16 protein-coding genes and 1 pseudogene are annotated in these 14246 nt (G+C 69.7%); 7 read left to right on the top strand and 10 right to left on the bottom strand.

Annotated elements, in window-relative coordinates; genetic code table 11:
• Window positions 1-457: 457 nt before the first annotated feature.
• From ACFOYY_RS41535 to ACFOYY_RS41520, 4 genes are all read right to left on the bottom strand, one after another.
• Window positions 458-940: a hypothetical protein gene (locus tag ACFOYY_RS41535; RefSeq protein ID WP_386197038.1), complete on the bottom strand. Its 483-nt coding sequence runs from the start codon at window positions 938-940 to the stop codon at window positions 458-460.
• A 71-nt stretch (window positions 941-1011) separates the two neighbouring features.
• Window positions 1012-1152, bottom strand: a complete 141-nt coding sequence (locus tag ACFOYY_RS41530) for a hypothetical protein (protein ID WP_362785124.1) — start codon at window positions 1150-1152, stop codon at window positions 1012-1014.
• A gap of 228 nt (window positions 1153-1380) precedes the next feature.
• The gene (locus tag ACFOYY_RS41525) at window positions 1381-1596 is read right to left on the bottom strand and encodes a hypothetical protein (RefSeq protein ID WP_386197036.1); all 216 of its coding nucleotides are present in this window, start codon (window positions 1594-1596) and stop codon (window positions 1381-1383) included.
• Window positions 1499-1810, bottom strand: a complete 312-nt coding sequence (locus tag ACFOYY_RS41520; RefSeq protein WP_386197060.1) for a hypothetical protein — start codon at window positions 1808-1810, stop codon at window positions 1499-1501. The genes ACFOYY_RS41525 and ACFOYY_RS41520 overlap by 98 nt, the downstream gene beginning before the upstream one ends.
• Before the next feature lie 18 nt (window positions 1811-1828).
• On the opposite strand from ACFOYY_RS41520, the pseudogene ACFOYY_RS41515 reads away from it, so the two are divergent.
• Both ACFOYY_RS41515 and ACFOYY_RS41510 read left to right on the top strand, forming a co-directional pair.
• A pseudogene (locus tag ACFOYY_RS41515) lies at window positions 1829-2083 on the top strand (LysR substrate-binding domain-containing protein); the annotation flags it as partial.
• Window positions 2084-2270: 187 nt separating this feature from the next.
• The gene (locus ACFOYY_RS41510) at window positions 2271-2441 is read left to right on the top strand and encodes a hypothetical protein (RefSeq protein ID WP_386197059.1); all 171 of its coding nucleotides are present in this window, start codon (window positions 2271-2273) and stop codon (window positions 2439-2441) included.
• 9 nt (window positions 2442-2450) lie between these two features.
• On the opposite strand, the gene ACFOYY_RS41505 is transcribed toward ACFOYY_RS41510, so the two are convergent.
• The 3 genes from ACFOYY_RS41505 to ACFOYY_RS41495 all read right to left on the bottom strand — a co-directional run bounded on the left by ACFOYY_RS41505 (window position 2451) and on the right by ACFOYY_RS41495 (window position 5997).
• Entirely contained in the window at window positions 2451-4178 is a 1728-nt protein-coding gene (locus tag ACFOYY_RS41505) for an amidase (RefSeq protein WP_386197034.1), read from the bottom strand.
• A 390-nt stretch (window positions 4179-4568) separates the two neighbouring features.
• A complete protein-coding gene (locus ACFOYY_RS41500) occupies window positions 4569-5462 on the bottom strand; it encodes a methyltransferase domain-containing protein (protein WP_386197056.1) in 894 nt (297 codons plus the stop codon).
• Window positions 5463-5730: 268 nt separating this feature from the next.
• Window positions 5731-5997, bottom strand: coding sequence for a hypothetical protein (locus tag ACFOYY_RS41495; protein WP_386197058.1), 267 nt, complete (start codon window positions 5995-5997; stop codon window positions 5731-5733).
• Between the two features lie 215 nt (window positions 5998-6212).
• On the opposite strand from ACFOYY_RS41495, the gene ACFOYY_RS41490 reads away from it, so the two are divergent.
• Entirely contained in the window at window positions 6213-6998 is a 786-nt protein-coding gene (locus ACFOYY_RS41490; protein WP_362785141.1) for a sulfite exporter TauE/SafE family protein, read from the top strand.
• 125 nt (window positions 6999-7123) lie between these two features.
• Here ACFOYY_RS41490 and ACFOYY_RS41485 read toward each other — a convergent pair whose 3' ends face one another.
• A complete protein-coding gene (locus ACFOYY_RS41485; RefSeq protein WP_386197032.1) occupies window positions 7124-8200 on the bottom strand; it encodes an alkene reductase in 1077 nt (358 codons plus the stop codon).
• A gap of 206 nt (window positions 8201-8406) precedes the next feature.
• Here ACFOYY_RS41485 and ACFOYY_RS41480 point away from each other — a divergent pair, with 206 nt between their 5' ends.
• From ACFOYY_RS41480 to ACFOYY_RS41470, 3 genes are all read left to right on the top strand, one after another.
• Window positions 8407-8973 carry a TetR/AcrR family transcriptional regulator gene (locus tag ACFOYY_RS41480; protein ID WP_352012107.1) on the top strand — a complete coding sequence of 189 codons (567 nt, stop codon included), beginning with the start codon at window positions 8407-8409 and terminating at the stop codon, window positions 8971-8973.
• Between the two features lie 10 nt (window positions 8974-8983).
• Window positions 8984-9268, top strand: a complete 285-nt coding sequence (locus ACFOYY_RS41475; RefSeq protein ID WP_362785150.1) for a YciI family protein — start codon at window positions 8984-8986, stop codon at window positions 9266-9268.
• A 1015-nt stretch (window positions 9269-10283) separates the two neighbouring features.
• Window positions 10284-11366 (top strand): protein kinase family protein, encoded by a 1083-nt coding sequence (locus ACFOYY_RS41470; RefSeq protein WP_386197029.1) that lies wholly within the window; start codon window positions 10284-10286, stop codon window positions 11364-11366.
• Window positions 11367-11429: 63 nt separating this feature from the next.
• On the opposite strand, the gene ACFOYY_RS41465 is transcribed toward ACFOYY_RS41470, so the two are convergent.
• Window positions 11430-11624 (bottom strand): hypothetical protein, encoded by a 195-nt coding sequence (locus ACFOYY_RS41465; protein ID WP_362785157.1) that lies wholly within the window; start codon window positions 11622-11624, stop codon window positions 11430-11432.
• 23 nt (window positions 11625-11647) lie between these two features.
• Here ACFOYY_RS41465 and ACFOYY_RS41460 point away from each other — a divergent pair, with 23 nt between their 5' ends.
• Complete coding sequence (locus ACFOYY_RS41460; protein WP_362785160.1) at window positions 11648-11833, top strand: hypothetical protein; 186 nt, start codon at window positions 11648-11650, stop codon at window positions 11831-11833.
• Between the two features lie 862 nt (window positions 11834-12695).
• On the opposite strand, the gene ACFOYY_RS41455 is transcribed toward ACFOYY_RS41460, so the two are convergent.
• The gene (locus tag ACFOYY_RS41455) at window positions 12696-13043 is read right to left on the bottom strand and encodes a peptidase inhibitor family I36 protein (protein ID WP_352012422.1); all 348 of its coding nucleotides are present in this window, start codon (window positions 13041-13043) and stop codon (window positions 12696-12698) included.
• Window positions 13044-14246: the final 1203 nt, after the last annotated feature.

The raw sequence follows: 14246 nt of genomic DNA, 5'->3' as shown, positions 1-14246 counted from the left end.
GAAGGCCGGCCCGGCCAGGATCGAGCATGGCCGTTTGGACTCACGACACGTTCCTCACCGGAATCCCGTGTACGTCGAGGTCGTGGGCCGGGTGCTCCACGACCTCGGCGATGTCGAACTGCCCGGACCGCCGGTACCCGATCGGACCGCGCCCTCGCCGGGCTCCTCCTGATACGTCGGCACCTACACGTCGAGCACGTCCGAGGCCACGGTGGGCCAGGGCGCCCTGGGACGCCTGGGGCTGGAACGCGTCCCGGTGGGCGTCAGCGCCGAACTGGACGAGGTGCCGTGCCGGACGGAACGGCTCGCCCGGCGCGGCGACTCACTGATCCCGGCCGTGCCCGAACGCGGTGTCCACGCCCCGCTCGCCTTCCTCGGTGACGACGGGCGGGGCCACGTCCTGTATCCGCGCACCGGCGCGTGTCGCCGTGACCGGCCCCGGCCCAGAACGACGTCGTCACCGGCCCCGGCGGTGAGACGTCCGAGCGGGCCGTACGACGGCGGACCGTGGTGCGGGGGAGGACTTGACGGACTCCGGGCCGGGGCGGGCGCCGGGGGCGCGCCGTCGGTCGGTCTCACCTGGAACCCGCAGCGTCACCTGCGCCTGCGCCGAAGCGGCCGGGGGTGCCTCGGCGCGGTCGGCGAGCCGGTCGAGGTCGTCGTCCGCCTGGTCCGGTTCGCGCAACAGTGCGGAAAGCTGCCGGGCCAGGACGCTCCGGTCGACCGTGGACGGGTGTTCCTGGTCGCGCGGGCGCGCCAGGGCGGCTTCGGTGACCAGGTGCGGCACGTTCACCCCGGACTCCTGGACGGTTTCCTTGACCAGGCGCTGCTTGCCGCCGTGACCGCTGGCCCCCATGATGATCACTTCGGCGTCCTCCGTCGGCCGTTCTTCTCGCGGGTCTTCTTCTGCGAGCCGGGTGGTGTCGTAGTGCTTCGCCATCGATGACCTCTCGATTCGTGTCGTTGTCGCGCCGTGACGCGTTCGTCCGTAGCCGGACCGGGATGTGGTTGTCAGCCGGGAGCCAGGCGGCTGCGGTGTTCCCAGGCGCGGTACTCCTCGGCCCTGGCCTGGTTCATCTGGTTGACCAGGTCGAAGGACCGGCCGCCGACGATCAGCCGCAGGGGCGGGTCGGGCAGGTCCACAAGTCGCATGACGACCGGCGCGGCCGTGCTCGGGGCGTACTCACCTCGTCGCCCCGCATCTCGGCCAGTTTCGCCCGCAGCGGGTCATACGCCGACGCGATCTCCCCTGCTCAGCGCCGCCTCCGCGAACGCCCTGCCCAGTCCCCTGGACGCACCCGTGATGAACCAGACACGCATGGCACTCGCTCCTTCCTCAGTCGTCGAGGGCCTGGTAGAGGGTGGTCCAGAAGTCGCTCATCAGGTGCGCCGGGCTACGGTACCGGCCCGGCCGGTGACACGCGCGAGGGTCGCCTCCGTGGCGGTCATATCGGGCGCCTCCCGAATGGGGGAGCCCAGGAAGAACCGGTCGGCCCCTTCACGCCCCAGCTGCTGATACTCGGCGACGAGGCCGTGCATCTCCCGCTCGTAGGCGGCGAACGCCATCGTGTGGTCGCCCCGCGACGGCCAGTTCACCGGCCAGGACGTAAGCGCCGAGCGCCTGCGAAGCGCCGTGGCCCGAGGCCGGAGCCGCGCAGTAGCCGGCGTCCCCGAGGAGCACCACCCGGCCGGAGGACCAGCGGTCCATCTCCACCTGGGCGTTGGCGTCGAAGAAGAAGTCCTCCGCCCTGTTCATCTCCTCCAGCAGGTGCGGGATCCGCTCGCCCTCACCGGCGAACCGCTCGGCCACGATGCGTTGCGCGTCGGCATGCTGCCCGCCAACGCCTACGACCTGCGCCCCTACTGGGACGTCTTTCGCCTCCGGCACCCACAGTGGAGACTGCGCGTCCAGAAATCCCAGTTCAGCGACGCCTTCGCCACACTGCGCCGTGGGGACATCGACGCCCTGATCACCTGGCTGCCCGTCAACGAGCCGGACCTCACCGTAGGACCCGTCCTGTTCGCCGAACCCCGGGTGCTGGCCGTCTCCACCGGCCACGAGCTCGCTCGGTGCACATCGGTCTCACTGGAGATCGCCGCCGACTTCCAGCATCCGCAGTCCGACACCCGGCCCGGCTACTGGACGACGCCTACATTCCGCGCGAGACCCGCCGCGGCCGCACCATCGAGCGCGGCCCTGTGGTGCAGGACACGGAAGAGGCCATCACCCTCGCCAGCATGCCGAGATCGTCGTGCTCTTCCCCTCCCACATGACTCGCTACTGGGTACGGCCGGACATCACCTACCTGCCGGTCACCGACATGGGGCCGCTGCCGTACGCGCTGGTGTGGCGAAGTGAGGCGGAGAGCGAGCCCATCCGGGCACTGGCCGGGATCATCCACGATCTGGGCCCTCTCCCGTCGGCCCCGGCCGCCCCTTGACGCCGCCCGTCACCCGCGGGCCGGATCCGGCACCGATTCGCCGTCCGTCTCGGCCGGAGCCCGGGGCGACATGAGGCGGAGCCGGTTCAGGGGCGGGGTGCTCGCCGGTGGGCGGCGGTGACGCGTGGCCTGCTCGTAGTCGAACCCGAGTCCCAGCAATGCCGGTTCGCTGAACGGCCGTCCCAGTAGTTCGACTCCCACCGGCATGCCGTCGGGTGTGAAGCCGGCCGGGATCGTCAGGGCGGGGAACCCGGTGTTGGCGGCGAGGGCGCAGACCCTGAGCCCCTCCTGAGGCCGCCCGATCGGCGCGGCCTGCTGTGAGACCGCCGGGTAGACCAGTGCGTCCAGGTCGTTGTCCTCGAACAGCTTGTGGAGCAGCTGTTGCGCCTGCGCGCGCCGGGCCAGCCGTTGGCGGTAGGCGTCCTGCGGGCCGGTCGAGGTGCCCAGCCGTTCCTTGAGCCGCTTCAGGACCGTGGGCGTGACCTGGCCGGAGGCGACGATGTCGGCCAGGGTCACGATGTCGGCCGGTGGCTCCAGCCGGGCCAGTGAACGGGGGAACCGTGTGCCCGGCGCCGCCAGGTAGCGATTGAGATCGCGTTCGGTCTCGTCGGTGAACACGCTGGAGCCGTCCACCGCCGAAATCAGCGCGGGTTGGGCCGGCAGATCGACGACGGTCGCACCCTGCGAGGCCATGTCCCCGGCGGCCGCCCGAACCAGCGCCGTCGTGACCTGCGCGGGCCCCGACGTACTCAGGTAGTCGGTGAACACGCCGATGCGTGCGCCGACCAGGGCGGTGTCGTCCAGGGTGGCGGTGTAGGTGCGGGGGATCCGTCCGATGGACGCCTTGGTGGACGGGTCGTCCGGGTCGTATCCGGCGGTGGCGTCCAGGATCAGTGCGATGTCGCTGACCGACTTGGCGATGGGGCCGCCGACGTCCTGCGTGTCGGAGAGAGGCGCGATGCCGTCACGGCTGGACAGGCCCTGGCTCGGCCGCAGGCCGACCAGGCTGTTGTGCGCCGCCGGGCTGCGGATGGAGCCGCAGGTGTCCGAGCCCAGGCCGGCCGCGCCGAAGCCGACGGCGATGCCGGCGCCCGTGCCGCCGCTGGAACCACCCGGGTTACGAGTCTGGTCGTAGGGGTTGCGGGTCTGCCCGCCGAGCGAGCTGATGGTCTCGATGCCGGAGGCGAACTCGTGCAGGTTGGTCTTGGCGACGACGATCGCGCCGGCCGCGCGTAGCCGCGCGACCTGTTCGGCGTCGTCGGCGGGACGCCAGTTCCTCAGCGCCAGCGAACCGTTGGACGTGGGCAGGTCTCCTGTGTCGTAGTTGTCCTTGACCAGGATCGGGATGCCGTGCAGCGGGCCGCGGACGCGCCCCAGCCGGCGTTCGGCGTCGAGCCGGGCGGCGTCGGCGATCGCCGTCGGGTCCATGCGGATGACCGCGTTGACACCGGGCTGGTCGGCGTACGCCTGCTCGTAGGCGTCGACGCGTGCCTGGTATGCCTTGACCAACCGGACCGAGGTGACCTGACCGCTCGCCAGTAGTTCACGCAACCTGGTGGCGTCCATGTCCACCACCCACTCGGCGATGTCGCCCGGTGTCGTCCGGCTGCCCGCGCCGCCAGGTGCCGCACCGTCGCCTGTCGCGGCGCCGGCTGTGACGGCGGGCGCCGTCAGGAGAAGGACACCGGCCGCCAGGGCCGCTGCTCGGGTGTGCCGGTTTCGCCTTCGTCGTGCCACATCGGCCTCCTCGTCACCGATTGGCGCCTTGAGGTGCAAGCACGGGAGATGAGCGTTCGGCCCCGCCGACCGTGAACAGCGGCTGACTGTGCCGTCCCGATTATGGTTCAGGAGTGCCGCAGCGGCCATCCCCCAATCCAGGCCCCTCGGCTCCGCCCACGGCAAACGTCGGCGCCATCCCGACACACCGTTTCGCCGCCCTCCAACCTCTACCAGGGCCGGAGCAAGCGGCGGAGATCCAACGGATCCAGGTCTTACGGCCTCGTGCATGATGAGCCATGGCCTCTGAGGTCTTGGCCCGTTGGGCCAGACGCGGTGGGAACGCTCGGACGGACGATCATCCGGGAGAACCGCTGATTGCGGGCCTGCCGCCGGACTTCGGAACAGGACCTAACCGAGTGCCGGCGGGTGCTCGGCTGGACGGCGCCCCCAGGCCGAGATCAGCGGTGCGAGTGTCAGGTCGAGTTCGCCCGCGTGGACGGCGGCCAGGTGCGCGTCGATCTCGGCGTCATCGGCCAGGCCGGCCGCGAGCAGTTCGCCGCGCACGTGCCTGATGGTCGCCGCCTCCAGCCGGTCGCAGGCCGGGCCGCCGACCGGGAAGGAGCCCGCCGCGGCGACATCCACCAAGCCGGCCTCACGCAGTGCCCGTGGCAGTGTCCGTCCGTAGCGCAGGTCCGCGCCGCGGCGCTTCAGCAGCTCCCGGACCGCGTCGCGCAGCCGGTTGGCCCGCCGCTGCGCCGGGCCGTCGTCGTCCAGGCATGCCAGTGGCTGCAGAGCGGTGTCGGCGTCCTCGACCAGCAGCCAGCCACCGGGCCGCAGCGCCGCCACCATCGTGGCCAACGCCCGAGCCCGGTCGGGTACGTGGACCAGCACGAGCCGGGCGTGCACCAGATCGAACGTCCCCGGCTCCGGGGGCGGATCAGCGGCGACGTCGTGCCGGCGCACCTCGTACCCGCCGCCCGCCTCCAGCCACGACGGGTCGATGTCCGTGGCCAGCACGTACCCGGCCGGACCGACGGCCGCCGCGAGTGCCTCCGGGATACTGCGGCCACCGGCTCCCACCTCCCAGCAGCGCGAACCGGCCCCGACCCCCAGCCGATCGAGGTGCCCCCGCGTCACACCGTCGAACAGCTCGGCCAGCCAGACGAACCGCTCGCCCGCCTCGGCGCGCGCGTTGTCCAGCAGGTACCCGCGGGCGGGAGCGGGCTCTCCACCGAGCGCGGTGGTCCCGTCCGCCGGATCCGGTCGGCCACCGACGTGCGGCGAGCCGGGCGAGGAGGTCATCACCACATGGTCACCTCCCCGGATCACCGGCGCCACGACGACGGGGGAGGGATATCTCACACAGCAGGCGAACCTCGCACCGTCCAGCGGCAGGCCAGGGTCCGCCGACGAGCGGTATTCAGCGGGGGAGAGGCCGTAGGCGGCGCGGAAGGCGCGGCTGAAACGAGCGTTGTCGGTAAGGCCCCAGCGGGCGGCGATGAGATGGATCGGCTGGGAGCGCAGGGCGGGATCGGCCAGGTCACGGTGGCAGTGTTCCAGGCGGCCACGGTCAGGTCCTGGTCCCGGAAGAGCTGGTACAGGTGACGGATGGAGATCTGGTGGGCGGCGGCGATGACCTCGGGGCGTAGCCCGGATCGTGGAGGTTGTGCTGGACGAAGGCGTGGATGCGTCTTCGCAGCACCTGCTGGTGGGTTTCCGGTGGCAGGGTGGCGGTCGCCTCGGGGTGGTGGGCGCGCACCGTGGTGAACAGGGGTCGCCGGGGGAACCGGGTGTGTTCGAACCCGTCCGGCAGTTCACCGTTCGAGAGTCCTGCCATGAGCTCGCCCGGGACCTGTGTCACGGTAAGCGTGACCTCATTCACCAGGAGCACCGGGACGGCATGGGCGCCGGGTCTGCCGGGGCCGCCACCTCCCACCGCGCCGGCCGCCCAGCAGTGGACCCCTGGCGGGCGGTGAAGGCCGGCGAGCCATCATCTGTCCGCCATGTCATCCTGTGAACGGACCTTTGAGACAGAGCAGAAGCGGTGAGCCCATGAGCTGGTGGCAGGGTCTGCTCGGGTTCACCGCGGGCTTGCTGATCGCGGTGGTGACCACCCCCGTCGGGGTTTCGGGGGCGGTGTTCCTGCTCCCGGTCCAGCTCAGCGTGCTGCAGGTGCCGAACCCGGCGGTGACGCCCACCAACCTGCTGTTCAACATCGTGGCCGTCCCCGGCGCGTTGCTGCGTTACCGCAGGCGTGGTCGTCTGGGCGGCCCGCTGACCCGCCTGCTGGTGCTCGGCACCCTGCCCGGCGTCGTCATCGGCGCGCTCGTGCGGGTTTTCCTGCTGCCCGGCGCTCAGGTGTTCCGTCTTCTGGTCGCATGCCTGCTCTTCCCGCTGGGCCTGTGGCTGTGCGTGCGCACCGTACGCCCCCTCCGCCGCCGCAACACGCCGGACGACCCCTCGCCGGGCGCCGTCACCGCGCTCGCACTGGCCGTTGGGGCCGTCGGCGGGATGTACGGCATCGGCGGCGGATCGCTCCTTGGGCCGATCCTGGTCGGGCGTGGCCTACCGGTCGCCACGGTCGCCCCCGCCGCGCTGGCCTCGACGTTCCTCACCTCGATCGCCGGCGCGCTCACCTACACCGTCCTGGCGCTGACCGCCCCTGGCGACATCGCACCGGACTGGGCGCTGGGTCTTCTGTGCGGCTTGGGCGGGCTGGTCGGCGGCTACCTCGGCGCCCACCTGCAGCCCCGTCTGCCGGAAACCGGGCTGCGGCTGCTGCTGGGAGCCTTGGCCGTCGCCCTGGCCTGCCTCTACACGGTCCAGGCGCTCATCTGACGGCCGTGCGGGGAAGTGGCTCTTGGGCGGCTCCTGATGGTCGGCCATGTCGGACGCACTGTCTCGGTACCGCAGGAGGACAGACGCCGCTGCCTTGATGGCGCCGGCCGGGGAATCCGCGCTGTTCAGCTCTGGCCCGGCCACGTCCCGTAGTCGGTGTAGCCGCGCCGGCCGCCGGCGTAGAACGTGGCGGGGTCGGCCGGGGTCAGGGGCAGGTCGTCCTGGTAGCGGCGGACCAGGTCCGGGTTGGCGATGAAGGGCGTGCCGAAGGCGATGAGGTCCGCGCCGCCGGTGCACACCGCCTCCTGGGCGCGAGCGAGGTCGTAGCCATTGTTGGCGATGTACGCGCCGGTGAAGGCGGCGCGCAGGGCGCCGTAGTCAAGAGTGCGGGTCTTGGCCATCATGTCGCCCTCAAGGATGTGCGCGTAGGCCAGGCCGCGCGGGCTCAGGCGGCGGAGGTAGTCCTCGAAGTGGGTCTGCGGATCGGTGTCCGACATCGAGTTGAAGCTGTTCTCCGGGGTGAGGCGCACGCCCACGCGCCGCGCCGGCCACACGGCGCACACCGCGTCCAGGACCTCGTTCAGCAGGCGCATGCGGCCCTCGGTGCCGCCACCGTAGCGGTCGGTGCGGTGGTTGGCGCCGTCGCGCAGGAACTGGTCGATGAGATACCCGTTGCCGCCGTGCACCTCGACGCCGTCGAAGCCCGCCTGCTTCGCCTGTTCGGCCGCGTGCCTGAACTGCGCGACGACTCCGGGAATCTCGTCGGCCGCGAGTTCGCGCGGCACGACGAAGTCCTGCGGGCCCGCGTAGGTGACGGCCTGGCCGGCGGGACGCAGCGCGGAGGGGGCTATCGGTGTGGCGCCGTCCAGCAGGCTCGGGTGTGAGATCCGGCCGCAGTGCTGCAGCTGGACGAAGACGCGCGCGCCCTGTTCGTGGATCTCGTCGGTCAGCCGTCGCCAGCTTGCCGCCTGGTCATCGGTGTGGATTCCGGGGGTGCAGGGGTAGCCCACGGCCTGCGGCGAGACTGTGGTGGACTCGGTGATGACCAGCCCGGCGGTGGCGCGTTGCCGGTAGTAGGTGACCATCATCGGCGGAACCCGCCCTGCCCTGTCGGCTCGGTTGCGAGTCATCGGCGCCATCACCATCCGGTTGGCCAGGGTGAGGTCGCCCAGCGAAAAGGATTCGAACAGGTCGGCGGGCATGGGGTCTCCGTTACGCTCACGATCTAGGACAGTTGTCCTACGAGGCGGTCACGCTAGGTCGGTTGTCCTAGAGATGTCAAGCCCCGGCGCACTGGCGGCTCGGGGGGCGACGGCGATGCCGGAGGTCGGCTTGACGGCCCTAGGACAAGTGACCTAGGGTTCGCTAGGTCAAACGTCCTAGCAAGGGCGTGACCGAAGGAGAACCGATGAGTGGTGCGGCGACCCGTGAACAGATCGTCGATGCCGCGGACCGGCTGTTCTACCACCGCGGCTACGAGCACACCTCGTTCGCCGACATCGCCGCAGCGGTCGGCCTGTCGCGCGGCAACTTCTACTACCACTTCAAGTCCAAGGACGCGATCTTGGACGCCGTGATCGAGGCCCGGCTCGCCGGCACCCGGCACATGCTGGAACAGTGGGAGAGCCAGCAGCCCACCCCCGACGGCCGCATCCTGCAGTTCGTCGAGATCGTGCTGACCAACGGCACCGACATTCAGCAGTACGGCTGCCCGGTGGGCACCTTGAACACCGAACTCGCCAAGCTCGGACACACTCTGCACGGTCAGGCCCGCGGACTGTTCACACTGTTCCGCGACTGGCTGCGCGAGCAGTTCACGCTCCTGGGGTACGGCGAGCAGGCCGACGACCTGGCCATGCACGTGCTCGCCTTCAGCCAAGGCGTCGCCGTGTTGTCCCACACCTTCCGCGACGAGGAATTCGTCCGGCGCGAAGTCGACCGGATGCGCGACTGGCTGAGCACCTACAGGAAATGAGAGCTATCTGATGTTCGTGGTCCTGCTTCGCTTCGCCGAGAACAAGGATGCCGCGGGCACGCACATGAGCGGCCACCAGGAGTGGATCAGGCGCGGCTTGGACGACGGCGTGTTCCTGCTGGTCGGCAGTATCAAGCCCGGTCTCGGCGGCGCGGTCCTGGCGCACGGCACCTCGCTTGCGGAGCTGGAGAAGCGGGTGAACGACGACCCGTTCGTGGCCGGGAACGTCGTCGGCGCGGAGATCATCGAGATCGCACCAGGCATGGCGGACGAGCGCCTGGGCTTCCTGCTGTGACGGCGCCGTTCCTCGGTCCGGACGGCCGCCGCTCCACCGTCGCAGCCTCGCCGACCTGATTCGCGGCTGGTCCGCCGAGCGCGCGCGGGGTGTCCCCACGCTGATCTCGTCAGAGAGCCGATCCGCGACAGGGGCAGGGTCCGTCGCGTGCCCCTGAAGCCGAATGGGTTCCTCACCGAGGGGCCGCTGTACGCCTGGCCGGCGACAACGTCGTCGACTGTCAGACCGGCGGCGTCTCCGTCCTGCTCGGCGACGCCGCAACCGTGGTCATCGCGGATCCGCGGGACGGGCTCGACGTGAGCGGCGTATGGAACAGCCGCCGGTTCCACCTTCACGGACCGTTCGTCGACGACGTCGGCGTCCGCCTGTTCGGACATCCCCCGACTCCTCCGGATGGAACCGGGCCCCACGCCCGGAGGTGGGGCCGGTCCACCTGCTGATCCGGCTGCCGGAAGGTCGCGTATACCTGGGAGTCGGCAGGCCCGGGCAGGCCGGGTACACGAACGGGCGTCTGAGCTGTGCCGCCCTGACGATAGAGCCGGAACTGACCCCGGAACTCCTGGACCGGGTCAGGCCGTCTGCCGAACCCGAGACAGTGCCGAATCTGGACTGGCTCACACATATGACCACAAGACCGCTCGAAGCGCTGACGCGGTTCGTCCTCGTCGGGATCGGTGCCCTCGTCGCCGCCCGTCAGCACGAAGTAGTCGACCGCGACGATGGTTCGTAGCCGTCGGGGGTCAGGGGCGACGCGGTACTCACGGGGGAATCCTGGCAGTGGCGCTCGGGCCTGGATATCCGTGACGATTCCGGCTGCTGTCACGAACACACCTGGTTCCCTTCTGCGGGAGAAGGATTTGTGACGGCGCGTCCGTGCCCCTGGCCGCTTCCGCCCGTTGCTCCTGGTCCTGCTCCGAGAAAGGGCCGTCCATGAGAGCGGCCGGCTCTTTCGGCGTAAGGTCGACGCCGTATGTGGGATCGCCGAAGCCCTGGTTCGGGCACCGAGGAGCCGTCGATGCTGGACCAGGATTCGCCGCGCGCCGCGCGTCTGGCCGGCTACGGGACCGTGAGCACTCAACTGTCTCTGCTGAGCGACCGCCGGCTCGGGGAGGTCGTGGCGGCCGCCGCCCCGATCGGGTCGGGCATCGGCGGCAGGTCGGCAGAGCTGGACGTCGGCGGAACGCGCGTCTTCGTCAAGCGGATCCCTTTGACGGACACCGAATTGCGCCCGGAGAACGTGCGGTCCACGGCGAACGTCTTCGAACTGCCGATGTTCTACCAGTACGGGGTGGGCTCGGCCGGGTTCGGTGCCTGGCGGGAGCTTGCCGTGCACACCATGACCACGAACTGGGTTCTCGGCGACGAGTACGCGGGCTTCCCCCTGATGTACCACTGGCGGGTTCTGCCTGACTCTCCTCCCGAAGGATTCACCGACGAGTTCGGGGGTCTGGAGGGGGCCGTCGCGCACTGGGAGGGATCACCCGCCGTTCGCGACCGGCTGGAGGCCATCGGCCGGTCCTCGTACAGCCTGGTGCTCTTCCTGGAGCACGTGCCGTACACACTCGCCGGATGGCTGGCCGACCATCGCGAAACCACCGTGCTGGACGGCGGGGGCGGCTCGCCCTTCCGCTGGGTCGAGGAAGCTCTGACGAGCGGAGCCGCCTTCATGAGCTCTCGCGGGCTCGTCCACTTCGACGCCCACTTCGCCAACATCCTGACCGATGGCCGCCGGCTCTACTTCGCCGACTTCGGACTTGCTCTGAGCTCCCGCTTCGACCTCTCGGCGGACGAGTCCGCCTTCCTCTCGGACCACCTCGCGTACGACCACTGCTACACCGCGAGTCACCTGCTCCAGTACCACCTGCTCGACGGCGTGCGCGGTGACACGGAACGTGAGGTCTTCCTGCGCGACTGGATCGCAGGCCGGCGGCCTGACGACATCCCGCCCGAGATCACGGCCATCATCGACCGGCACGCACGTCCTACCGTCGTCCTGGACTCCTTCTTCCGTCGTCTGTTCACCGAGAGCAAGCGGACGCCGTTCCCGGCCGCGGAGATCGGGCGGCGGTTGGGCGCCGACGCCGCGACCCCGAGCTGATCCAGCCCTCACCTCGATCGTCCGGCGGTACGGCATCGGCTGCCATGGCCGCCGCCTACCGACTCACCGGTTCACTCCTCCCGCCGCCCGCTCCGCCTCGTACAGGGCGTAGGGGTCGTGCAGTTCCCGGCCGAGGGCGTCCCGTAGCCAGGAGGCGTCCCGTACGGACGCGCGCTGGGACGCGTCGGACCGGCCCTCGCCGGTGAGGCTGGAGGCGAAGATCCCCGCGGTCGATCGGGGAGAGCCCGCCCTCCTCATCGCGGACGGGCGGTGTCGCGGTCGTGCCCGCCCTCGGCCACGTGCCCGACGAGCGCATATCCGCCGTGCCGCTGCGGACCTACACCGCCGCCCACCGAACCGTGCTGGCGATCCACCGGGAGGGCAACGCGAACCCGGTGCTCGGCGACTTCCTGACGGCCCTGCGCCAGGCGGTTCCCCAGGACGCCGACCACCTGCTCGCGCTGTGACCCCGGCCGGGAGACCGCCGAGCCGAGCGACGGTCAGCGGGAACCGGCGCTGTCTGTGGATCCGTGGGATCGCCCGTACGGAAGATGACCGCAGTGAATCAGTGGCTTTCTACGGACCGGGGCTTCTGCTGAGGGAATTTGGTCACCCTGCGCCCGGCTGGGAATCGGGATTTCCGGAAGGGCCGCCCGCGATCCGGTCACGGAATTATGCGTATCCGGTGATGCGTCCCTGACATGGCGGCCCGCCGATCGGATAGGCCTTCCTGCTTGCCATAAAGATTAATCAAACACTCTATGATTTCCTGCATCATAAATTGGAGGATCGGCGCCGTTCAACAACGGGCGTCCGTTACCGGGATCCGGATTTTCCGAGGATCGTAACGGCCCAGGGATACGGCCCGGGCATGACCTGCTGAAGGCGGCTGAACGAGTGGCACGGGGCAGGCGTCCGGCAGCGCCTGCACGAGGTGTTCCTGGCCGGGCTCCGAGCGGCCAACGCCGTCGACCTCTCCCGGGCCTCAGTGGATTCCTCTCACGTCAGCGCCCCAAAAGGGGGGCGCGGAGCGGGCCCTTCCCGGTCGACCGCGGACGGTCAGGCAGCAAGCACCACCTGACCGTCGACGTCGAGGCGCAACTCGCCGAACTCGCCACCGGCGACTGCGGCCACCGCGCCCCGCGTACCTCCGTGACCTGGGATGACACTCTGACCGGTCGGTTCTACCAAACCGTGACGACTACCCGCCCAACTCAGCCACCTCGCTGACCAGCCACGCCCTCCAGCCGGCCGAGACCGGGCAGCGCCGGAAGCTCTCCGCCCCTACCGGGGTCGGCCGGGCTCAACGCGACGTCTACCCGCCCATCGTCAGAGGTGGCAGTCCTGGGTGTATGAGGAGATCTTGTCGTTGGCGGACGACCCGACGTTGTCCACCCAGGAATTCGGGTTGACGCCTATCAGGCGCCTACCCCCATAGTCCGAATGCTCGTAGAAACACACATACGTATCGGTGCGGTTCCAGATGGAACTCGTCAGGTCGTTGATATGGGAGCCGACGTTGGCACGCTCGGTTCCCGGCGCGTTGCTGTAACGCCCCCTGCCGTAAGTGTCGCCGTAGAGGCATACATAGCCCGCGGGACACGCGTCCCAGTCCATCGCCTTCGCCTGAGCCGGTGCCGCGGTGACCAAGGTGGCCGTCGCGCACGCCGCCAGCATGGCGGCCACCAGACTCCTTCGCTTTCCCACTCGCCTCACTCCCTCGTCGGTCTCGGTTTCACTGTTGGCTTCCGCTCACGCCGACTGCCGGACGAGCCGATGACTCTCCGTGAATCCATTTCTCCTTACGCGTTTCCCTCCTTTGCCGGGTGAGCTATAAGCCACTTTTTCAACCCGTACTCAGGATGTCATTGATGGCTTCTGTACCTTTTATTGACTATTTCTGCACCGCCGCGCGGCAGGCGGGAGACGTCGGCGCCGCGCGCTTCCCGGCTGGCCGGAGTCTTACGGTGTCAGGTCAGACGGGCCGTCCGGGGCGTCCCATGAGATGAATGGACAAATTCCAGAGCAGAGCGTTGCCGCAGGCCACAGTGGCGCTCGACCGTGAGTTTCGGTCCTGGCGTTCGGGGACGAGTCCGGTGCTCGCCGTCGCGATGACGACGGCGGGGACGTCGCCGCAGGTCGTACTGCTCGCCAACGGCTTTCATGTCGTCCGGAAACCCCGGGGCGCTCATGGCTACCTTGCGTCTGATCGCACGCGCCCCGGCGGAGGACCGCTACGCAACACCGAGGACGGGTCGACCGTCGTGTCGGCACCGCTCGTCATGACCATCGCCGCCCCGGGTGAGCTTGAGAACACCCCGTTCGTGTTCTTCATCCCGATGGCCCACCACGGGCCGCCCTGTCGCGGAGCCCGCACGGCGCCGCCGGGCGGCAGACACTTGACCACGTCCGGCCGTACTTCGCCGTAGAGCCGGACGTGCTGCCAGAACGGCGGTGTCAGCCCCTCGGGGTCGGCCACGACGTCCTGCGGCGTCAGGCTGTCGATCTCTGCGCGGGATCGCCCTTCCGAAACCCGGTGCACGGCTCCCGTTATCCGCTGAGATCCACTCCGATCTCGGCAGATAACGTCACTATGGCAGCCGGGAAGCCGGGGTGGGACCCAACAGATAAGAGCAGCGGGGGAGCGGTCCGTCGGGGCCGGCCGTCATGGACGCTTCCCGACACACCCGAAACCCCCTCCACCTGACCCTCTGCGACACGAACACGATCAAGCAGAAGCTCCGCAATCGTGATCACTCATACAGCCGGCTTCGGGAGCGGAGGGCCTAGGGCCTGTTTTGTGGATCTTTACGCCTACTGCGGTCGTCCAGGCGGCCCCCCGCCGCGTTGTCGCCCCACCCCACGAAAACGCTCCGCAGG

It is taken from the genome of Streptosporangium jomthongense, from assembly GCF_042650425.1.
Taxonomy (GTDB): domain Bacteria; phylum Actinomycetota; class Actinomycetes; order Streptosporangiales; family Streptosporangiaceae; genus Streptosporangium.
Note: the sequence above shows the minus strand (reverse complement) of the source record. Positions and strands in the feature narration are given on the sequence as shown.